The organism is Nocardia sp. NPDC051832 (assembly GCF_040681285.1).
GTDB lineage: Bacteria > Actinomycetota > Actinomycetes > Mycobacteriales > Mycobacteriaceae > Nocardia.
The window spans coordinates 36,247-59,854 of sequence record NZ_JBFAYL010000008.1 but is presented as its reverse complement, the minus strand read 5'-3'; the positions used below and the strand labels follow the sequence as shown (position 1 = coordinate 59,854).

2 protein-coding genes (1 of these 2 cut by a window edge) are annotated in these 23,608 nt (G+C 70.9%); both read left to right on the top strand.

The window, feature by feature from the left end; translation table 11 throughout:
• On the top strand, nt 1–5,555 hold the end of the coding sequence (locus AB0M14_RS35905) for an SDR family NAD(P)-dependent oxidoreductase (RefSeq protein WP_365004020.1). The gene continues 6,139 nt to the left of window position 1, outside the view; the window shows 5,555 of its 11,694 coding nt (coding positions 6,140–11,694); the start codon falls outside the window, past its left edge; its stop codon occupies nt 5,553–5,555.
• Nucleotides 5,555–23,605 carry a type I polyketide synthase gene (locus tag AB0M14_RS35900; protein ID WP_365004016.1) on the top strand — a complete coding sequence of 6,017 codons (18,051 nt, stop codon included), beginning with the start codon at nt 5,555–5,557 and terminating at the stop codon, nt 23,603–23,605. The genes AB0M14_RS35905 and AB0M14_RS35900 overlap by 1 nt, the downstream gene beginning before the upstream one ends.
• Nucleotides 23,606–23,608 lie beyond the last annotated feature (3 nt).

Genomic DNA, 23,608 nt, shown 5'->3' with positions numbered 1-23,608 from the left:
AGGCCGCCGCGGGCACCGGCTGGGGTGAGGGTGTCGGGATGCTCGTGGTGGAGCGACTCTCCGACGCCCGCCGCAATGGGCACCGGGTGCTGGCGGTGGTGCGTGGTTCGGCGATCAACCAGGACGGCGCGTCGAACGGGCTGACCGCCCCCAACGGGCCCGCGCAGCAGCGGGTGATCCGGCAGGCGCTGGCGGCGGCCGGGCTGGCGGCCACGGAGGTGGATGTCGTCGAAGGCCACGGCACCGGAACGACTCTGGGCGATCCGATCGAAGCGCAGGCCCTGCTCGCCACCTACGGCCAGGACCGGGACCGGCCGCTGTGGCTGGGTTCCGTCAAGTCCAATATCGGGCACACGCAGGCGGCCGCGGGCGCGGCGGGCCTGATCAAGATGATCATGGCCATGCGGCACGGTGTCCTGCCGAAGACATTGCATGCCGAGGAGCCATCCACGTATGTGGATTGGTCGGCGGGCGCGGTGTCGCTGCTGACCGAATCGCGGGACTGGCCCGAGCCGGGTCGTCCGCGTCGCGCCGGAATCTCGTCGTTCGGTGTGAGCGGCACGAACGCGCACGTGATTCTGGAAGCGCACCGGGACGGGCCCGAAGAGGTACCGGATCGGCCTGTCGTGGTGAATGCGCCCGTGCCGTGGGTGATTTCGGCGAAGAGTGAGCCCGCGCTGAACGATCAGGTGGCTCGGCTACGCGAGCACCTGGAGCGGCATCCGGAGTTCGCGGTGGCCGACGTCGGGTGGTCGCTGGCTACTACCCGGACCGCGCACCCGTATCGCACGGCGGTCATCGGGCGCGATCACTCGGAGTTGCTATCGGGACTTTCCGCTCCCGCGATCCAGGGGACGGTGACGAAAGGCAAACTGGCGTTCCTGTTTTCGGGTCAGGGTTCGCAGCGGCTCGGTATGGGCCGTGAACTGTACGATGCGTTCCCGGTCTTCGCGGCGGCTTTCGACGAGGTCTGCGCGGCGGTGGATCTGCCGCTGCGGGAAGTGATCTGGGGCGCTGACGTTGAGCTGTTGAACCGCACCGATTTCGCGCAGGCGGGGCTGTTCGCGCTGGAGGTTGGGCTGTTCCGGCTCGCTGAGAGTTGGGGTCTGCGACCTGACTACCTGCTCGGACACTCGATCGGTGAACTGGCCGCGGCTCATGTCGGTGGGGTGCTGTCACTGGAAGATGCCGCGGCGCTGGTCACTGCGCGGGGCCGGTTGATGCAAGCGCTGCCGGCCGGCGGCGTGATGGTCGCGGTGCAAGCCTCCGAAGACGAGATTCGCCCGCTGCTGGTCGACGGGGTGAGTATCGCCGCGATCAACGGTCCGAATTCGGTGGTGTTGTCCGGTGACGAGGATGCGGTGCTGTCAGTGGCTGGCGACCGGAAAGCCAAGCGGCTGAGTGTTTCTCATGCTTTCCACTCAGCCCGGATGGAGCCGATGCTGGCGGAGTTCCGGCGCGTGGCGGCCGGGCTGTCCTACGAGAAGCCGCGAATCCCGTTGGTGTCCAACGCGACCGGTGCGCTGATAGCGGATTACGACGCCGAGTACTGGGTGACGCACGTGCGGGAATCCGTGCGCTTCGCCGACGGTATGCGATGCCTGTCCGACCTCGGCGTCCGCACGCTCCTGGAGCTGGGCCCCGACGGCACCCTGACCGCGATGGGACGGGACTGTGCACCCGATACAGGGTGCACACCGCTGCTGCGCAAGCAAAGGCCGGAGCCGGAGGCGGTGATATCCGCTGTGGCACAACTGCATACCTGGGGAATCAGCCCGGACTGGGCGGCGATCTTCCCGAGCGCCCGCACAGTCGATCTGCCGACCTACGCCTTCCAGCACCGCCATTTCTGGCCCAAAGCCGCCGCTGTCACCGGGGACGTCACCTCAGCGGGCCTGAGCGCGGCGGATCATCCACTACTGGGCGCCGCGGTGCTGCTGCCCGAATCGGAAGGCGCACTACTGACCGGCAGGCTGTCCCTGGAAACCCACCCATGGCTGGCCGATCACACGGTGCTCGGCTCGGTCCTGCTACCCGGAACGGCGTTGGTGGAGCTGGCGATCCGCGCGGGCGACCAAATCGGCTGCCCGGCCGTCGAAGACCTCACCCTCGCGACGCCGCTGGTCCTGCCCGAGCACGGCGCGATCCAGCTCCAGGTCGCGGTCGCGGCCCCGGACGACACCGGCAGGCGATCGGTGACGATCCATTCCACGGCGGACGGTTCCACGGACTGGACCCGCCACGCCACCGGCGTGCTCGGACCCGAAGCCCGCTCGGCCTCGTTCGATCTGACCACCTGGCCACCGGAGGGCGCGCAGCCGCTGGCGGTGGATGGCTGCTACGAAAGCTTCGCCGAACGCGGCTTCGCCTACGGCCCGTCCTTCCAAGGACTGCGCCGAGCGTGGCGTCTGGACACCGAACTCTTCGCCGAAGTCGACCTGCCCGAGGACTACCGAGACGACGCCTTCGGCCTCCACCCCGCCCTGTTCGACTCCGCACTACACGCCCTGGGCTGCATTCCCGAGTCCGGTGAAACCGGTGCACTGCCGTTCTCCTGGACCGGCGTCTCCCTGTACGCCTCGGGAGCCCACACCCTGCGTGTCCGTCTATCCAGGTCCACCGCGGACACAGTCGCCCTCCACCTGGCCGACGACACCGGCCACCCAGTGGCCGCCGTCGAATCCCTGGCGCTGCGAGCCGCTTCCGCCGACCAACTCGGCGAATCCCGCCATCGCGACTCGCTGTGGCGACTGGAATGGGAAGAGACTTCTGAGACAGCCGCATGGTCGGGCGACTGGATCGCCCTGGGCGACGACTCCCTCGAATCGCTCGATCCCGTGCCAGGCGCGGTGGTCGTGACAACCGAACCGGGGGACACCCCGGACGCTGTCCGTGCCGCAACTCACCGGATGCTCGGGCTCCTCCAATCCTGGTCAGCTGGTGAACAATTCGCCACATCCCAGCTCGTCGTAGTGACGAAGAACGCGGTCAGCACCGAATCCGATGATGCCCCAACCGATCTCGCGGGTGCGGCGGTGTGGGGACTGGTCCGGTCGGCACAGTCGGAGAACCCCGGCCGGTTCGTGCTTGCCGACCTGTCCGCTGACTCGGCTGCCGCACCGGACCACGGAAATTCGGGCGACTTGGCCGCAGCGCCGGACTCCGGCGACTTGGCCGCCGTGCTTGCTTGCGGAGAGCCCCAGGTGGCTGTGCGATCGGGAGCGGTCCTGGTGCCGCGACTCGTTCGGGCGGCAGGGGCACTCACCCCGCCGGCCGATGCGACCTCGTGGCGGTTGGACAGCATCGGCAAAGGCACGCTGGAGAATCTGGCTCTTGTCTCGCACCCGGGAGCGGTCGAAACCCTTGCGCCGGGCGAGGTCCGGATCTCGGTCCGTGCTGCCGGGCTCAATTTCCGGGACGTCCTGAACGCCCTGGGCATGTATCCCGGCGAGGCCGGACCGATCGGTGTCGAAGGCGCGGGGATCGTTACCGAGATAGGGCCCGGTGTCACTGATTTCGTGGTCGGTGACCGGGTGATGGGCGTGCTGCCCTGGGCGTTCGGCCCGACGGTGGTCGCTGACCGGCGAGTGATCGTGAAGTTGCCGCCCGCATGGTCTTTCGCGGAGGGCGCGTCGGTGCCGGTGGTCTTCCTGACCGCCTACTACGCATTGGTCGATCTCGCGCGGCTTCAGCCCGGGGAATCTCTGCTGGTGCATGCGGCTGCTGGTGGAGTCGGCATGGCGGCGGTGCAGTTGGCGCGGCACTGGGGTGTCGAAGTCTTCGGTACCGCGAGCCCGTCGAAACAGGACTCGCTGCGCGCACAGGGCCTTGCCGACGACCACATCGCATCGTCCCGGGCTCTGGACTTCGCGGACGAATTCCTCACCCGCACCGACGGTCGCGGTGTCGACGTGGTGCTGGATGCGTTGGCGGGTGACTTCGTGGACGCCTCACTGCGGCTGCTGCCGCGCGGCGGCCGGTTCATCGAGATGGGCAAGACCGATGTCCGGGACCCCGAAGCGGTCGCAGCTAGCCATCCGGGCGTGTCCTACCAGGCTTTCGAACTCTTCGACGCTGGTCCCGACCGCATCCGGCAGCTACTCGAAGAGCTCATGCGGCTGTTCGAATCCGGCGCGTTGCGCCCACTGCCGATCGCCACCTGGGATATCCGGCGCGCACCAGAGGCGTTCCGATTCGTCAGCCGGGCCCGACACATCGGCAAGGTCGTACTCACCGTGCCCACTGCGCTGGAAGCGCAAGGGACAGTGCTGATTACGGGTGCCAGCGGAACGCTCGGCGGACTGGTGGCCCGACATCTGGTCACCGAGCGCGGAGTACGCAACCTGCTGCTGACCAGCCGCCGGGGCGTAGCACCCGAGCTGGTCGCCGAGCTCACCGAGCTCGGCGCCACGGTGACCATGGCGGCCTGCGACGTCGCGGATCGGGAGTCCCTGCGCGACCTGCTCGCCACCATTCCCGCGGCGCATCCGCTGACCGCGGTGGTGCACGCGGCCGGTGTCATCGACGACGGGATGATCGCCTCGCTGACGCCCGAGCGGATCGACACCGTGCTGCGTCCCAAGGTCGATGCCGCCTGGAACCTGCACCGGGAAACCGAGCACCTGAACCTGGCCGAGTTCGTGCTGTTCTCCTCGGCTTCCGGCTTGTTCGGCGCACCCGGGCAGGGCAACTACGCGGCCGCCAACGCCTTCTTGGACGCGCTGGCGCACCGGCGGCGGGCCGACGGGCTGGCCGCCACCTCGCTGGCGTGGGGCATGTGGGCGCAGCGCAGCGCCCTCACCGGCGATCTCGGCGCGGCCGACCTGCGCCGGATGGCACGCGGTGGCGTCCGGGCGCTGTCCTCGGCGGAGGGGCTGGCGCTGTTCGACGCGGCCCTGGCCACCGGTGCCGCCGCCCTCGCGCCGATGCACCTGGACCTGGCCGCGCTGCGGGCGCAGACCGCACCCAATCCCTTGCTGCGCGGGCTGATCCGGGCCTCGGCCCGCCGAGTCGTGGCGGCCGGCACCGGCGTCGCGGCCGCCACGCTGCGCGATCGACTGGCCGGACTGCCCGCCGACGACGCCGACGCGCTGCTGACCGAGCTGGTCGCCACCCAGGTGGCCGCCGTTCTCGGCTACTCCGGCGCCGACGCGGTGGACCGGGAGCGGTCGTTCCGCGACCTCGGCTTCGACTCGCTGACCTCGGTGGAGCTGCGCAACCGGTTGAGCACGGCGACGGGCTTGCGGTTGCCCGCGACGCTGGTGTTCGACCATCCCACCGCGCTGGCCGTCGCGAGCTATCTGCGCGCCGAGATCGCCCCGGACGGCGTCGCCTCCGCCACGGTCGCGCTGCGCGAGGTCGACCGGCTCGGCGACCTGCTGTCCGACCTCACCACCTCCGCGGCCGAACGGGCCCAGATCACCGCGCGGCTGCAGTCCCTGCTCCTGAAGTGGGGCGACAACCAAATAGCCACGGAGACAGACGGTTCAGTGCTGGCGGCGGAAACCGACGACGAACTGTTCGACTTTATCGACAACGATTTGCAGGTGTCTTGATGGGTAACGAGCAGACGAGCAACGAGACCAAGCTCCGCGACTACCTCAAGCGGGTCGCCGCGGATCTCCAGCAGACCCGGCAGCGGCTGATCGAAGCCGAATCACGGGAGCAGGAGCCGATCGCGATCATCGGGATGAGCTGCCGCTTCCCCGGCGGCGTCCGGTCGCCGGAGGACCTGTGGCAGGTCGCCGCGGGCGGTGTCGACGCGATCGCGGACTTCCCGGCCGACCGCGGCTGGCCGGTGGACCCGAGCTATCCGCGCCTGGGCGGATTCCTCTACGACGCAGCCGAATTCGACGCCGCCTTCTTCGGGATCTCGCCGCGCGAGGCACTCGCCATGGACCCGCAGCAGCGGCTGCTGCTGGAAACCTCCTGGGAGGCCATCGAACGCGCCGGGATCGATCCGGTCACGTTGCGCGGCAATCAGGTCGGGGTGTTCACCGGCGCGGCCGCCTCCGGCTACGGTGCGTTCGCCGACCAGGACCTGATCGCGGGATTCGCGCTCACCGGCGGGGCGACCAGCGTGGTCTCCGGCCGGGTCGCCTATTTCTTCGGCTTCGAAGGACCCGCCGTCACCCTGGACACCGCGTGCTCGTCCTCGCTCGTCGCCCTGCACCTCGCCAGTCATTCACTGCGGCAAGGTGAATCGTCGCTGGCGTTGGTCGGCGGCGTGACGGTGATGCCGACTCCGGCCATGTTCGCCGAATTCGCGCGGCAGGGCGGGCTGTCCCCGGACGGCCGCTGCAAGGCGTTCGCGGCGGCCGCCGACGGCACCGGCTGGGCCGAGGGCGCCGGCGTGCTGCTGATCGAGCGGCTTTCCGACGCGCGCCGCAACGGTCACCCGGTGCTCGCGGTGGTGCGCGGCACGGCGGTCAACCAGGACGGCGCGTCGAACGGCCTGACCGCGCCGAATGGTCCTTCGCAGCAACGGGTTATCCGTAAGGCGCTGGCCAACGCGCGACTGTCCGCGCGGGACATCGACGCGGTGGAGGCCCACGGCACCGGCACGACCCTGGGTGATCCGATCGAGGCCCAAGCGTTGCTGGCGACCTATGGTCAGGACCGGGATCGTCCGCTGTGGCTGGGTTCGCTGAAGTCCAATATCGGTCACACGCAGGCGGCGGCGGGTGTCGCCGGCGTGATCAAGATGGTGCAGGCACTCCGGCACGGTGTGCTGCCGCGGACCCTGCACGCGAACGAGCCGACGCCGCAGGTGGATTGGTCGGCCGGCGCGGTCGAACTGCTGACCGAGAACCAGGACTGGCCGCGGCGTGCCGACCCCCGGCGGGCCGGCGTCTCGGCCTTCGGTGTCAGCGGCACCAACGCGCACGTAATTCTCGAAGAGCCGGCTGACGCGGAAACGGCTGTGCCGCAGGCGCGCAACGCCCTGCCGGTGGTGCCGTGGGTGCTGTCGGCGAAGACGGCGGCAGCGGTGCGGGCGCAAGCGCAGCGGTTGCGGACGTTCGCCGAGGGCGCGCCGGACCTCGAGCTCGCCGATATCGGTGGTTCGCTGACCGCCCGATCGGTGCTGGACAGTCGCGCGGTGGTTGTCGGCGGGAATCGTGCCGAGTTGCTCGCGGGTCTGGCCGCGGTGGCGGATGGTTCGTCCGTCCCCGGCGTGCTCGGCGACGGCGGCAAGGTCGTGTTCGTATTTCCCGGTCAGGGTTCGCAGTGGCCGGGCATGGCATTGGAACTCGCGGCCTCCGCGCCGGTGTTCGCGCAGCGGCTGGGGGAGTGCGCCGCGGCGTTGGAGCCCTATGCCGAGTGGCGTCTGCTGGATGTGCTCGCCGACGCGGCGGCGCTGGAGCGGGTCGATGTGGTGCAGCCGGCCTTGTGGGCGGTGATGGTCTCCCTCGCCGCGCTGTGGCGCTCCCATGGCGTGGAACCTGCTGCGGTGGTCGGCCATTCACAGGGTGAGATAGCGGCCGCCGTGGTGGCGGGCGGGTTGTCCCTGGCGGATGGTGCGCGCGTGGTCGCCCTGCGCAGCCGGGCTCTGCTGGCCTTGTCCGGTCGCGGCGGAATGGTGTCGGTCTCGCGGTCGGCGGCGGACCTGGGCCCGTTGGGCGAGGGGCTGGCGCTGGCGGCGGTCAACGGCCCCAATTCCGTTGTGGTGTCCGGTGATCCGGGCGCGTTGGACGCCTTGCTCGCACGCTGTGCGGCGGAAGGTGTTCGTGCGCGGCGTATTCCGGTGGATTACGCGTCGCACTCGGTGCACGTGGAATCGCTCCGAGCCGAGCTCGCCGAACTGCTGGCCCCGGTCCAGCCGCGACCGGGTGCGATCCCGTTCTATTCGACCGTGACCGGAAAGCTGCTGGATACCACCGAACTGGACGGCGAGTACTGGTACCGCAATCTGCGGCAGACGGTGCGGTTCGAGCAGGCCACCCGCGCGCTGGTCGCGGACGGCCACGGCGCGTTCGTCGAGACGAGTGCGCACCCGGTGCTGACCGCCGCGATCCAGGAGACGGCCGAAGGCGCGGTCGCGGTGGGGTCGCTGCGTCGCGACGACGGTGCGCTGCGCCGGTTCCTGACCTCGCTCGGCGAGGCGTTCGCCGGTGGCGTGCCGGTCGACTGGCCCGCGCTGTTCCCGGGTACGCGCCTGGTCGATCTGCCCACGTATCCCTTCGAGCGCCAGCGGTTCTGGCTGGATCAAGCGATCGCGGACGGTGGCGCGGAGGGGTGGCGATACCGGATCGAGTGGCGGCCGGTGCCCGAGGCCGGGTCCCGGTGGCCCGGCGCTTGGCTGGTGGTCGCTCCGGCCGAGGAGACCGAATTCACCGCCGCGCTGGCCGAGCGCGGGGCCGAGGTGCTCCGGCTCTCGGCAAGCGACGATATCGCGGCGCGGCTGGCCGGCGTCGGCGCGGTCGACGGTGTGCTGTCGCTGCTGGCTCTGGACGAAGCGGCGCACCCGGTCTATTCGGCGGTGCCGCAGGGGTTCGCGCTGAACTTGGCGCTGGTGCAGGCGCTGGGCGCGGCGGGCATCGAGGCTCCGCTGTGGTGTGCGACTCGTGGCGCGGTAGCCGTCGGCGACGAGGCATCCGTGCCCGGCCAGGCACTGGTATGGGGCCTGGGCCGGGTTGCGGCACTGGAACTTCCGGACCGGTGGGGCGGCCTGGTGGATCTGCCGGAGCAGGCGGAGACGGCGGTGGTGGACAGGCTGATCGGCGTTCTGTCGGGCGCCGAGGACCAGGTCGCGGTGCGCGCGGACGGCGTGTTCGGCCGCAGACTCGTTCGGGCGCACCCCCGCCCGGAGCACCCCGCGGGCTGGACGCCGTCGGGGACCGTGCTGGTGACCGGTGGCACGGGCGCGCTGGGCGCGCATACCGCCCGGTGGCTGGCTTCCGGCGGCGCCGAGCACGTGGTGCTGGCGAGTCGCCGCGGGCCTGGGGCGCCGGGCGCCGAGCAGCTGGCGGCCGAGCTGCGGGAGCTCGGGGCCGAGATCACCGTTGTCGCCTGTGATGTGGCCGACCGCGCCGCGCTCGCCGCGCTGATTTCGGGACTGCCGTCGTTGGACGCGGTGGTGCACACGGCGGCGGTACTCGACGACGGCCTGGTGGACGGGCTGGCCGTCGAGCAGGTCGATCGGGTGCTCCGGGTGAAAGCGCAGGCGGCGTGGCACCTGCATGAGCTCACGATGGACCGGAACCTGTCCGCGTTCGTGGTGTTCTCCTCCCTTGCCGGAGTGATCGGGACGCCGGGCCAAGGGAACTACGCGCCGGGCAACGCGTACCTCGACGCGCTGGCGCAGTATCGGCGGTCCCTCGGGCTGCCCGCCACCGCGATCGCCTGGGGTCCCTGGGCCGGGGACGGCATGGCCGAAAGCGGAGTGGGGGAGACCGCCCGGCGGCACGGGGTGCCGGAAATGACGCCGGAACTGGCGGTCGCGGCATTGGGCCAGGCCCTCGGCAGCGACGAAACAGCCCTGACGGTCGCCGATATCGAGTGGACGCGGTTCTCGGTGGCCTTCACCGCCACCAGGCCGAGCCCGCTGCTGGCCGACCTGTTCCCCGCCGCCGCCGTGGCCGCGCCGGCCGAGCTCAGCGGACAGTCGCTGTTGCGGCTGGTGCGGCAGCAGGTCGCGACCGTGCTCGGGTATGCCGACGCCGAGGCCGTCGCTCCGGCAAAGGCATTCAAGGATCTCGGCTTCGACTCGGTGACCTCGGTCGACCTGCGAAACCGGCTCGCCGCGGCGACCGGGCAGCGCCTGCCCGCCACCGTGGTGTTCGACTATCCGACTCCGTTGGCCCTCGCCGAATTCCTCGGCGGCACAAGCGAAACCAGCGACACCGGCGGCGCCGCCGCGACGGATGAGCCGATCGCGATCATCGGAATGGCCTGCCGCTTCCCCGGCGGCGTGCGCTCCCCGGAAGACCTGTGGGATCTCCTGCTCACCGAGCGGGACACCGTCGCCGGATTCCCCGCCGACCGGGGCTGGGACACCGCGAGCCTGTTCGGCGCGGACCGCCTGTCCACCCGTTCGGGCTCCTTCCTCGACGATGCCACCGAATTCGACGCCGGTTTCTTCGGCATCTCGCCGCGCGAGGCCCTCGCGATGGATCCGCAGCAGCGACTGCTGCTGGAAACCTCATGGGAAGCACTGGAACGGGCCGGAATCGACCCGGAGTCCTTGCACCGCGGGCGCGTCGGGGTCTACACCGGCACCAACGGCCAGGACTACATCGCGCTGGTGTCGAACGCGCGGGAGGACCTGGCGGGATATGCCGCGACCGGTGTCACGGCAAGCGTGCTGTCGGGCCGGATCTCCTACGCGCTCGGTCTGGAAGGCCCGGCGGTCACCGTCGACACCGCGTGTTCGTCGTCGCTGGTCGCCCTGCATCTGGCCGGGCAGGCGTTGCGCGGCGGTGAGTGCACGCTGGCACTTGTCGGCGGAGTGACCGTGATGTCGACGCCGGGCGGCTTCCTCGAGTTCTCCCGGCAGGGCGGGCTGGCGCCGGACGGGCGGATCAAGGCGTTCGCGGACGCGGCCGACGGCACCGGGTGGTCCGAGGGCGCCGGCGTGCTGGTGGTCGAACGGCTCTCCGACGCGCAGCGCAACGGGCACGAGATCTTGGCCGTGGTGCGGGGTTCTGCGGTCAATCAGGACGGTGCGTCCAATGGGCTGACGGCTCCGAACGGTCCGTCGCAGCAGCGGGTGATCCGGCAGGCGCTGGCCGCCGCGGGGCTGTCGGCTGCCGACGTGGACGCGGTCGAAGCGCACGGCACCGGCACGGTGCTGGGCGATCCGATCGAGGCGCAGGCCCTGCTGGCCACCTACGGCCAGGACCGGGATCGGCCGATCCGGCTGGGCTCGATCAAGTCGAACCTCGGGCACACCCAGGCGGCCGCCGGCGCCGCCGGGGTGATCAAGATGGTCCTGGCGATGCGGCACGGTGTGCTGCCGAAAACCCTGCATGTGGACCGGCCCTCGTCGCATGTGGACTGGTCGGCGGGCGCGGTGGAACTGCTCACCGAGCAGCTGGCCTGGCCGGAGACGGAGCGGCCGCGCCGGACGGGTGTGTCCTCGTTCGGTATCAGCGGCACCAACGCCCACGTGATCCTGGAGGAATTCGCGGCGGAGCGGGAGCCGGAACGAGACGTCCCGGCGGGGAGCGCGCCGTGGGTGTTGTCGGCGAAGACTCCGAACGCGCTGACGGAGCAGGTGTCTCAACTCCGGGCTCTGGTGGAACAACGCGATGAGCTGTCCCCGTTCGATATCGGATACTCGCTGCTGCGGCGATCGCGGCTCGACCATCGGGCGGTCCTGCTGTCCACCGGCGACGGGATTTCCGAAGTCGCGCGCGGTGTGGCAGCCGAACAGTCCGTGGCGTTCCTGTTCTCGGGACAGGGTTCGCAGCGGCCGGGTATGGGCCGGGAGCTGTACGGCCGGTTCCCCGTGTTCGCCGAGGCCCTGGACGAGGTGTGCGGGCATTTCGACGGTCCGTTGCGCGAGGCGCTGTTCCGCGACGGCGAGCTGCTCGACCGGACGGAATTCACCCAGGCCGGACTGTTCGCGCTCGAGGTAGCGCTGTTCCGGCTGCTCCAGTCATGGGGTGTCGCACCGGATTTCGTCGCCGGGCATTCGATCGGGGAGATCTCCGCCGCCTACCTCGCCGGCGTTTTCTCCCTCGCGGACGCGTGCACGCTCGTCGCCGCGCGGGGCCGCCTGATGCAGGAGCTGCCGGCGGGCGGTGCGATGGTCGCGATCACGGCGACGGAGGCGGAGATCGCTCCGCTGCTGTCCGCGCGGGTGAGCATCGCGGCGGTCAACGGCCCGAACTCGGTGGTGGTCTCCGGAGACGAGGACGCGGTCGACGCGGTCGTGGCGCGATTCGCGGACCGGAAGACCAAGCGTCTGCGGGTGAGCCATGCCTTCCACTCGCCGCGCATGGATCCGATGCTGGACGCGTTCCGTGAGATCGTGGCGGGCCTGTCCTACGAGCAGCCGCGAATTCCATTGGTGTCCAACCTGACCGGCGAGTTCGTGGATCGCGTCGACGCCGAGTACTGGGTGCGCCACGTCCGCGAGGCGGTGCGATTCGCCGCCGGCGTGCGGACGTTGACCGACGCCGGTGCGACCATGCTGCTGGAGCTGGGGCCGGACGGCGTGCTGTCGGCAATGGCCCAGGACACTGTCGACGTGCCGTCGGTTCCGTTGCTGCGCAAGGACCGCGGCGAGGAAGTCACGCTCCTGACCGCGCTTTCCCAGCTGTACGTTGCCGGTGCGCCGGTTGCTTGGTCGGCCCGCTACGAGGGAACCGGCGCGCGCCGAATCGACTTGCCCACCTACCCCTTCCAGCGCGAGCGGTATTGGCCGACGCTGGCAGCGGGCGACGTCGCCGCGGCGGGTCTGACCTCCGCGGAGCACCCGCTACTCGGCGCGGTCGTGGAACCCGCCGACGCGAACGGCGCGCTGTTCACCGCGCGCCTATCCGTAGCGGCGCAACCCTGGCTGGCCGATCACGTCTTCGGCGGAGCGGTGGTCTTCCCCGGCACCGGATTCCTGGAACTCGCGCTGCGCGCAGGCGACCAGGTCGGCTGCGGACGGGTAGTCGAGTTGACCCTCGCGACGCCGCTGATCCTGCCCGAGCACACCCAGGTCCGGCTGCAAGTGCTGGTCGGCGATCCGGACGACTCCGGACACCGAGCACTCTCGGTCTTCTCCAGCCCAGGCGACGAGCCCTGGATCTCGCACGCCACGGGCACGCTGGCTCCCACCACCGGCCACTCGGCCGAGCCGGCAGCAGCTTCGGACCTGCCCCAGTGGCCCCCGGCAGACGCGATCGGCACAGACATCGACGAGCTGTACACGGCGTTCGCCGACGCGGACCTGAACTACGGCTCAGCCTTCCGCGGCCTGCGTTCGGCCTGGAAGACCGGCACGGAGGTCTACGCGGAAGTCGTCCTGCCAGTAGGCGATGCCACCGGCTTCGGCCTGCACCCGGCACTCCTGGACGCCGCACTCCACGCGAGCGCACTCGGCGGATTCGTGGAACGCGAACACACGGCCCACCTGCCCTTCGTATGGACCGGCGTATCCCTCTACGCCACCGAAGCCACCGCCCTACGAGTCGTCATCACACCCGCCGGCCGAGATTCCATCTCACTTCGCATCACCGACGCGGCAGGCGGCCCGGTCGCCTCGATCGAGTCCCTGACGGTGCGTCCGGTCGACACCGGCCGCATGCAGCGAACCCCGCACCGAGACTCGCTGTTCCGCGTCGAATGGACAGAAGTACCTGTCCCACAATCGAATACCAATAATCAGAGCACCGTGTACGTGTGCCCCCAGGAATCAGGCGACGTTGTCGACACAGTGCACACCGCGACACGACGCGCCCTGCACGCGGTGCAAACCTGGCTCGACGAGAACCACCCGGACAACGCCCGCCTGATCATCGTCACCCGCGGCGCAATCTCCGCCCAGCCGGGCGACGACGTCACCGATCTCGCACAATCCGCGGTCTGGGGACTCGCGCGATCAGCCCAGTCCGAGAACCCCGGCCGCATCATGCTCGTCGACGTGGACCGCACCGCAATTGTGGACGTCCCCATCGACGGCACCGCGAATACGGTCGACCTCCTGAACGCGTATGCAGTCGAAATGGCTGGCTCTGCAACTGCTGACGCCCCAATCGTCTCGGACGACCCGCTGAGCGTGGGTGGCGCAGCCGATGTGGGCCGCGTCGTGAAGGTGGATGGCGCGCCCGATGCGGCTGAAGTAAGCGGTGCCGGGACGCTGGCGACCGTGCTGGCCGCGGTGCTTGCGACCGGTGAACCGCAGGCCGCGGTTCGCTCCGGAAGGGTGTTCGCGCCACGACTGGTGCGGGCGGTGAGGCAGGATGTGCTCACGCCTCCGGTGGGCGAAGCCGCGTGGCGACTAGACATCGCGGCGCAGGGAACCCTGGAAAACCTTTGTCTGGTGCCGGATTCGGACGCACTCGCGGCTCTGGGGGCCGGGCAGGTGCGGGTTGCCGTGCGGGCGGCCGGTGTGAACTTCCGGGATGTGCTCAATGCGCTCGGGATGTATCCGGGCGAGGCTGGGCTGCTCGGGCTGGAGGGGGCCGGGGTTGTGGTCGAGGTCGGTCCGGGTGTGGATGATCTCGTGGCGGGGGACCGGGTGATGGGGCTGCTGTCCGGGGCGTTCGGGCCGATGACGGTGGCTGATCGGCGGTTGATCACGAAAATGCCTGCGGGGTGGACGTTCACGCAGGGGGCCTCGACCGCGATCGTGTTCCTGACCGCCTATTACGGGCTCGTCGACCTTGCCGAGGTCGGGCCGGGAACGTCGGTGCTCGTGCACGCGGCGGCGGGCGGGGTCGGTATGGCCGCGGTGCAGCTGGCGCGGCATCTGGGTGCCGAGGTGTTCGGCACGGCGAGCGACGCCAAATGGGGCACCCTGCGAGAACTGGGACTGCCGGATTCGCATATCGCCTCCTCGCGGACCCTCGCGTTCGAAGAGCAGTTCCGCACCGCCACCGCGGGCCGCGGGGTCGACGTCGTGGTCGACTCGCTCGCCCGCGAGTTCGTCGACGCCACGCTGCGTCTGCTGCCGCGCGGCGGCCGGTTCCTGGAGATCGGCAAAACCGATATCCGCGACCCCGAAGCGGTGGCGCGGGCGCACGAGGGCGTCTCGTATCAGGCGTTCGATCTGATCGAGGCCGGGCCCGAGCGGATCGGGCAGATGTTGAGCGAGCTCGTCGCGCTCTTCGAAACCGGTGCACTGCAACCACTTCCGGTGACCACCTGGGACATCCGGCAGGCGAAGGAAGCCTTCCGCTTCGTCAGCCAGGCTCGGCACATCGGCAAGGTCGTGCTGACCGTGCCCGCGCCGCCCGCGCCCGGCACGTTCCTCATCACCGGCGGCACCGGCGTACTCGGTGGCCTGATCGCCCGCCACCTGGTCGCCGAACACGGCGTCCGGCGGCTCGTGCTGACCGGCCGCCGGGGCGTCGTGCCCGAGGAACTGACCGCCGAACTACGCGCTGCGGGAGCCGAGGTCACCGTCGCCGCCTGCGATCTCGCGGATCGCGACGCGGCGGCCCGGCTGCTGGCCGGAATCGCGGACCTGACCGGAGTCGTGCACGCGGCCGGCGTGATCGACGACGCGCTCGTCGAATCCTTGACCCCCGAGCGGCTGGCTGCCGTGCTGCGCCCGAAGGTGGACGCCGCCTGGAACCTGCACGAGCTGACGTGGGATCTGGACCTGTCCGAGTTCGTGCTGTTCTCCTCCGCCGCAGGGATTTTCGGGAACGCGGGGCAGGGCAACTACGCCGCCGCGAACGTCTTCCTGGACGAGCTGGCCCGGCGGCGCCGTGCCGCGGGCCTGGCAGGTACCGCCCTGGCCTGGGGAATGTGGGAGCAGCGCAGCGGGATCACCGGCCGGCTCGGCGCGGCCGACCTCGCCAGGATGGCCCGCGCCGGCAGCGTCGCGCTCACGACCGCCGAAGGGCTCGCGCTGTTCGACGCCGCGCGTGACCTCGGCGAGCCGGTGCTGGTGCCGCTACGGCTGGACACCGCGCAGCTGTCGGGCGAACTGCCCGCACTGCTGCGCGGCCTGGCCCGTCCCACCCGGCGCAGCGCGAGCACGGTCGCCGCGAACGGATCGTCACCCCTGGGCCGACTGTCCGAAAACCAGCGCCGCCAAGCCCTGCTGGACCTGGTGATCAGCCATACCGCGACCGTGCTCGGCCACGTCCGCGCCGACGCCGTCGATCCGTCGCGGCCGTTCAACGAGATCGGCTTCGACTCACTGACCGCGGTCGAGCTGCGCAATCGCCTGACCGCCGAGACCGGGCTCCGTCTCCCCGCCACCCTGGTCTTCGACCATCCGACCCTACGCACGCTGGCGGAGTACCTGCACGCCGAATTATTCGGCGCGGCAACAGAACCGGTCGCGACCGCGCCGACGGCGGCGAGCGCCGACGACCCGATCGCCATCGTCGCCATGAGCTGCCGATTCCCCGGCGGCGCGAACTCCCCGGAAGAACTGTGGCGGCTGCTGGCCGAGGGCGGCGACGCCGTCACACCGTTCCCGGCCGACCGCGGCTGGGATGTAGACGCGGCCACCGCCGGTGCCGTGGAAGGCGGATTCGTAGACAGCGCAACCGAATTCGACGCGAGCTTCTTCGGTATCTCGCCGCGCGAAGCGCTCGCGATGGACCCGCAGCAGCGCCTGCTGCTGGAGGCCTCGTGGGAGTTGCTCGAGCGAGCGGCGATCGCACCGACCGCGCTGCGCGGCAGCCGGACCGGTGTATTCATCGGCGCGGCCACCTCGGGCTACGGTGCGGGCGGGTACTCGGCTCCGGAAGGAGTCGAGGGCTACCTGCTGACCGGCAACACCGGCAGCGTGATCTCCGGCCGTGTTGCCTACGTGCTCGGTCTGGAGGGGCCCGCCCTCACGGTGGACACCGCCTGCTCGTCGTCCCTGGTCGCCCTGCACCTGGCCTGTGAATCGTTGCGCCGCAACGAATGCTCGATGGCCCTGGCCGGCGGCGTGACCGTGATGTCCACCCCGGGCATCTTCGTGGAGTTCTCCCGGCAACGCGGCGTGGCGGCGGACGGCCGCTGCAAGGCGTTCGCCGCGGCCGCGGACGGTACCGGCTGGGGCGAAGGCGTCGGAGTTCTACTGGTGGAGCGGCTTTCGGATGCGCGCCGCAACGGCCATCAGGTGCTGGCGGTGGTGCGGGGCAGCGCGGTGAACCAGGACGGCGCGTCGAACGGCTTGACCGCGCCGAACGGTCCCTCGCAGCAGCGCGTGATCCGGCAGGCGCTCGCCGCAGCCGGGCTGTCCACCGCGGATGTCGACGCGGTGGAAGCACACGGCACCGGCACGGCGCTGGGTGATCCGATCGAGGCGCAAGCCCTGCTGGCCACCTACGGCCAGGATCGGGACCGTCCGCTGCTGCTCGGCTCGATCAAATCGAATATCGGGCACACCCAGTCCGCGGCCGGTGTGGCCGGGCTGATGAAAATGGTGCTCGCACTCCAGCACGGCATGCTGCCGAAGACCCTGCATGTGGCTGCGCCATCGCCACACGTCGACTGGTCGTCGGGTGCGGTCGACCTGGTCACCGAGCCGACGCCGTGGCCGGAATCGGATCGGCCGCGGCGCGCGGGCGTGTCCTCCTTCGGGATCAGCGGCACCAACGTGCACACCATCCTCGAGCAGGCGCCCGCGGATCATGCTGTCTCCGAAGAACCGGATTACGGTGTCGCGCCGCTGCTTCCGTGGGTGTTGTCCGGCGGCAGCGCTCGCGCCTTGCGGGCCCAGGCGTCGAAACTGCGCGCTCATCTCGACAGCCGCCCCGACCTGTCGGCAGCGGAAGTCGCTGTCGCCCTGGTGCGGACGCGCGCCGCCCACCCCTATCGAGCCGTGGTGACCGGTGACCGGGATGCTCTGCTGGCCGGCCTGCGCACCGTCGCCGAGGGCGGCGCTGCCGCCCAGGTGGTCGAAGGGATAGCCAGCGCCGCCGGCAAAGCCGTCTTCGTGTTCCCGGGCCAGGGCTCGCAGTGGCCGGGCATGGCCCTCGAATTGGCCGGGTCCGCACCGGTCTTCGCGGAGCGTCTGCACGAATGCGCCGCCGCCCTGGCGGAATTCGTCGACTGGCGGCTGCTCGACGTGCTCGCCGACGAGGCGGCGCTGGAGCAGGTCGACGTGGTGCAACCGGCGCTGTGGGCGGTGATGGTGTCGCTCGCCGCGCTGTGGCGCTCCCACGGCGTGGAACCGTCCGCGGTGGTCGGGCATTCGCAGGGCGAGATCGCGGCCGCGGTCGTGTCCGGCGGCCTGTCGCTGCTGGACGGCGCGCGTGTGGTCGCCCTGCGCAGCAAGGCGATCGGCGCCCTGGCCGGGCACGGCGGAATGGTGGCGGTCGCCTGCTCCGCCGACGACCTGGGGCCGCTGGAGGCAGGCTTGGCGCTGGCGGCGATGAACGGACCAGGCTCGGTGGTGATCTCCGGTGACCCGCCGGCGCTGGACGCCCTCGTGGCCCGGTGCGAGACGAAAGGCATTCGCGCCCGCCGTGTTCCGGTCGACTACGCCTCGCATTCGGCGCATGTCGAGGCGATCCGCGACGAACTGGCCGAACTGCTGGCGCCTGTCGAACCACGCTCTTCGGACATCCCGTTCTACTCGGCGCTGACCGGCGCACCGATCGACACCGCGGAACTGAACGCCGGCTACTGGTATGCGAACCTGCGCGAGACCGTCCGTTTCGAGCAGGCCACCCGCGCGCTGGTCGCCGACGGACACCGGGCCTTCGTCGAGACGAGCGCCCATCCGGTACTGACCGCGGCGATCCAGGAAACCTTGGACGCCGCCGACAGCGAAGCGATCGTGGTCGGCTCGCTGCGTCGCGGCGACGGCGGCCCGGAACGCATGCTCCTGTCCCTGGCCGAAGCGTATGTCCGTGGCGTCCCCGTGGATTGGGAGTCGCTGCTGCCCGCGGCCCGGCCGGTCGACCTGCCGACCTACGCGTTCCAGCGGGAGCGGTTCTGGCTGGAGCCCGCACCGGCTGGCGAGCTGAGCCGGCTGCCGCAGTCCGAGCAGACCGCGCCGGAGCTGCCCGCGCTCGCGGCCCAGCTCGCCGGAAAAACCAAAGACGAACAGCTCCGGGAGGTCCTGAACCTGGTCCGGATGCAGGCGGCCGCCGTCCTCGGGCACACCGGACCGGACGCCGTCGACCCCGCGCGAGCCTTCGGTGCGAGCGGCTTCGATTCGGTGATGGCCGTGGACTTCCGCAACCGGCTGGCCGCGCGCACCGGCCTGGAACTGCCCGCCACCATGGTGTTCGACTATCCGACACCGACCGCTCTCGCCCGCTATCTACGTATGGAAACCGTTGGTGGCACGGCTGTTTCGCAGACCGCGCGGTTCTCGGTCGTGGACGACGACCCGATCGCGATCATCGCCATGGGTTGCCGGTTCCCCGGCGGAGTCACCTCGCCGGAGGACCTGTGGCGGCTCGTCGCCGACGGCCGCGACGCGGTCTCGGTCTTCCCGGCCGACCGCGGCTGGGATCTGGAGAACCTGTACGACCCGGAGCCCGGCCGCGCGACCACATTCGAAGGCGGATTCCTCTACGACGCGGCGGATTTCGATCCGGGCTTCTTCGGCATCTCGCCGCGGGAAGCGCTGGCGATGGATCCGCAGCAGCGGTTGCTGCTCGAAGTGTCCTGGGAGACCTTCGAACGCGCCGGAATCGACCCGGAGTCGCTGCGCGGCAGCGAAACCGGCGTGTTCATCGGTTCCGCGTTCTCCGGTTACGGCCTCGGCGAGGCGCAGTCCTCGGACGGCTACGCCCTGACCGGTGTCATGTCCGCGGTGATGTCGGGCCGGTTGTCCTACGTCTACGGCCTGGAAGGTCCCGCGGTCACCGTGGATACGGCGTGCTCGTCGTCCCTGGTGGCCCTGCACCTGGCCGGTCAGGCGCTGCGCAACGGTGAATGCGCGCTGGCCCTGGTCGGCGGATCGCAGGTGATGGCCAATCCGGCCATGTTCATGGAGTTCAGCCGCCAGGGCGGACTGGCCGGGGACGGCCGGTGCAAGGCCTTCGCCGCCGCCGCCGACGGCGCGGGCTGGGCCGAGGGCGTCGGTGTGCTGCTGGTGGAGCGGTTGTCCGATGCCCGCCGCAACGGGCATCAGGTGCTGGCGGTGCTGCGCGGCTCCGCGGTGAACCAGGACGGCGCGTCCAACGGGCTGACCGCGCCGAACGGCCCGGCCCAGCAACGGGTGATCCGGCACGCGCTGGCCAACGCCGGACTCACGCCCGCCGAGGTGGACGCCGTCGAGGCACACGGCACGGGCACCACGCTGGGCGACCCGATCGAGGCCCAGGCGCTGCTGGCCACCTACGGGCAGGATCGCGAGCAGCCGCTGCTGCTCGGTTCGCTGAAATCCAATATCGGGCACGCGCAGACGGCCGCAGGCGTGGCCGGCGTGATCAAAACCGTGCTCGCCCTACAGCACGGCGTGCTGCCCAGAACGCTGCACGTGGACGCGCCGACCCCGCACGTGGACTGGTCGGCCGGCCGGGTCGAAGTGCTGACCGAGAACCGGGAGTGGCCGCAAACCGGCCGGCCCCGCCGGGCCGGCGTGTCGGCGTTCGGCGTCAGTGGAACCAACGCTCACGTCATTCTCGAGCAGGCGGCGCCGACGGTCGACGCGACCGCGCCAGCCGCCCCCGTCGAGGTGGTGCCGCTGGTGCTCTCCGCGCGCAGCAGGCAGGCGCTGCGCGCCCAGAGCGCGCGGCTGGTGGCCTCGGTGACCGAACTGGACCCGGTCGATATCGGATTCTCCTTGGCCACCACCAGAACACAGCACGCGCACCGGGCCGTCGTGATCGGCCGCGACCGGGCGGAACTGCTCGCGGGACTGGCCGCGGCCGCCGCGGGCGAGCCGTCCGCGGGTCTGGTCGAAGGTGTGGCCTCGGACGCCGGCAAGGCCGTCTTCGTCTTCCCGGGCCAGGGCTCGCAATGGCCGGGTATGGCACTCGAATTGGCCGGGACCGCACCGGTATTCGCGGAGCGATTGGGCGAATGCGCGACGGCATTGGCGGAATTCACCGACTGGCGGCTGCTCGATGTGCTCGCCGACGAGGCCATGCTGGAACGCGTCGATGTGGTCCAGCCCGCGTTGTGGGCGGTGATGGTGTCGCTGGCCGAGCTGTGGCGGTCGCACGGCGTCGAACCCGCTGCGGTGGTGGGACATTCCCAAGGTGAGATCGCGGCCGCGGTGGTGGCCGGTGGTCTGTCCCTCCAGGACGGCGCCCGCGTGGTCGCGCTGCGCAGCAAGGCTTTGCTGGCCTTGTCGGGCCGCGGTGGAATGGTGTCGGTCGCTCGATCGGCGGACGAACTCACGCCGTTGGCCGATGGTCTGTCGCTGGCAGCGGTGAACGGCCCGAATTCGGTTGTCGTATCGGGTGATCCCGGCGCGTTGGCGACCCTGGTGGCACGGTGCGAGGCGGAAGGCGTGCGCGCCCGCCGCATTCCGGTGGATTACGCGTCGCACTCCGAGCACGTGGAGTCGATCCGCGCCGAGCTCGCCGAACTCCTGGCCCCCGTCCAACCGCGAGCCGGCGCGATCCCGTTCTACTCCGCGGTGACCGGAGCTCCGATCGACACCACCGAGCTGGGCGCGGAGTACTGGTACCGCAATCTCCGGGAGACGGTCCACTTCGAGCAGGCCACCCGCGCGTTGCTCGCCGACGGTCACCGCGTGTTCATCGAGACCAGCGCCCATCCGGTACTGGCGGTCCCGGTGCAGGAAACCGCCGAGGACGCGATCGTCATCGGCTCGCTGCGCCGCGAAGACGGTGGCCCGCAACGGTTCCTGACCGCGCTGGCCGAGGCGTCGGTGCGCGGCGTGCCGGTGCGCTGGGACGCGATGTTCCCGGGCGGCCGGCGGGTGGATCTGCCGACCTATCCCTTCCAGCGGCAACGGTTCTGGCTGGCCTCGACACCGGTCGAACCGGCCGCGGACGACGCGGAGTTCTGGGACGCGATCGAGCGCGGCGATCTGGACGAACTGGCCGCGACACTGCGGGTCGACGGCGACCAGTCACTGGGCGAAGTGCTGCCCGCGCTCTCGGCCTGGCGCCGGAGCCGCCGCGCGCAGTCCACCATCGACTCGTGGCGCTACCGGATCACGTGGAAACCGTTGTCCGGCAAGCCTGCTCCCGCACTGACCGGCACCTGGCTGGTGCTCACCCCGGTCGCGGACCTCGGCCGGGCCCGCACCGAGCAGATCATCGGAATGCTGACCCGGTACGGGGCGGAAGTACTCGAGCTGCGCACCGGCGACACCGATCGGGCCGTGCTCGCCGATCGCCTGCGGCCGCTGCCCGAACTCGCCGGCGTGGTGTCCCTGCTCGCGTCCGACGAGCGGCCACACCCCGAATATCCCGCGATACCAAGCGGTCTGGCGACCACGTACACCTTGATCCAGGCACTGTCGGACCTGCGCGTCAGTACCCCGGTGTGGCTGCTGACCACCGGCGCGGTCTCGGTCACCCGATCCGATCCGCTGACCAACCCGATCCAGGCCCAAACCTGGGGCTTCGGCCGCGTCGCCGCCTTGGAACACCCGCAACTGTGGGGCGGCCTCCTCGACCTGCCCGCCGAGCTGGACGAGCGGGCCGAATCGAATGTGGTCGCGGTGCTGGCGGGTTCGGCCGACGAGGACCAGGCGGCGGTGCGCGCCACCGGCGCCTTCGGCCGCCGGATGGTGCGGGCTCCGCTCGGCGGCACACCCGCGCCGCGCGAGTGGAAGCCCCGCGGCACCGTGCTCATCACCGGCGGCACCGGCGCACTCGGCGGCCACGCGGCGCGCTGGCTGGCCCGCGGCGGCGCCGAACACCTGGTGCTGACCAGCAGGCGCGGCCCGCGGGCGCCCGGAGCCGACGAGCTGGCCGGCGAACTGCGGCAACTCGGCGTCGAGGTCACGATCGCCGCCTGCGATGTCGCCGACCGCGCGGCGCTGGCGGAACTGCTCGCACGGTTCCCGGTGACCGCCGTGGTGCACGCGGCAGGCACCGGTGAGATGGCGCCGATCGCGGAGGCGGACCTGGCGAGCTTCCACGCGATCGCCGCCGCGAAATCGCTGGGCGCGGCCAACTTGGACGCACTGATCGAACCCGGCGCTCTCGACGCCCTGGTCTTCTACTCCTCGAACGCGGGCGTCTGGGGCAGCGGCGGCCAGGCGGCCTACGGCGCGGCCAACGCCTACCTGGACGCGGTCGCGATCGATCGCCGCGCCCGTGGCGAGGTGGCGACCTCGGTCGCCTGGGGCTCGTGGGGCGGCGAGGCGGGCATGGCCGCCGGCGTGGTGGGCGAGCAACTGGCCCGGCGCGGTGTGCTGACCATGGCTCCGGCGCTGGCGATCACCGCGCTACAGCATGCGCTCGACCACGACGAGACCTTCCTCGCGGTGGCCGACATGGACTGGGAGCGTTTCGTTCCCGCGTTCGCCCTGGCTCGGCGCCGCCCGCTGCTCGACGAGCTGCCGGAGGTCCGGCGCGTCCTGGACTCGGCCGACGCGGTCGCCGAACCGGACGCGAGCTCGGCCGGCGAACTGCGCGAACGGCTCGCCGGACTCCCGGAGTCGGCCCGCGAGCACGAGCTGACCGAGCTGGTCCGGACGCACGTCGCCGCGGTACTCGGGCACCACGGGACCGAGGCCGTCGAGGCGACCCGGGCGTTCCGCGAACTCGGGTTCGATTCGCTGACCGCGGTCGAGCTGCGCAACCGGCTGACCGGGGCCACCGGGCTGCGGCTGCCCGCGACCCTGGTGTTCGACTACCCGACACCCGCCGCGCTGTCGGGATATCTGCGGACCGAACTGCTCCCGGAAGCGCAGGACGACTCCGAAGAGGCCAGGCTGCGCCGCGTACTGGCTTCGGTTCCGGCGGAACGGTTCCGGGAGGCCGGCCTGCTGGAGGCGCTGCTGCGGCTCGCCGAACCGGACGCGCCGGCGCCCGCCGAGCCGGACCGGCGCGAAGCCATCAAGACCATGGACGTGCGGGATCTGATCCGCATGGCGCGCGAGAAGGGCTGATGC

What these genes read in the sequence shown, in the direction of transcription:
- AB0M14_RS35900 (WP_365004016.1), top strand. Translation starts at nt 5,555, where the DNA reads ATGGGTAACGAGCAGACGAGCAACGAGACCAAGCTCCGCGACTACCTC.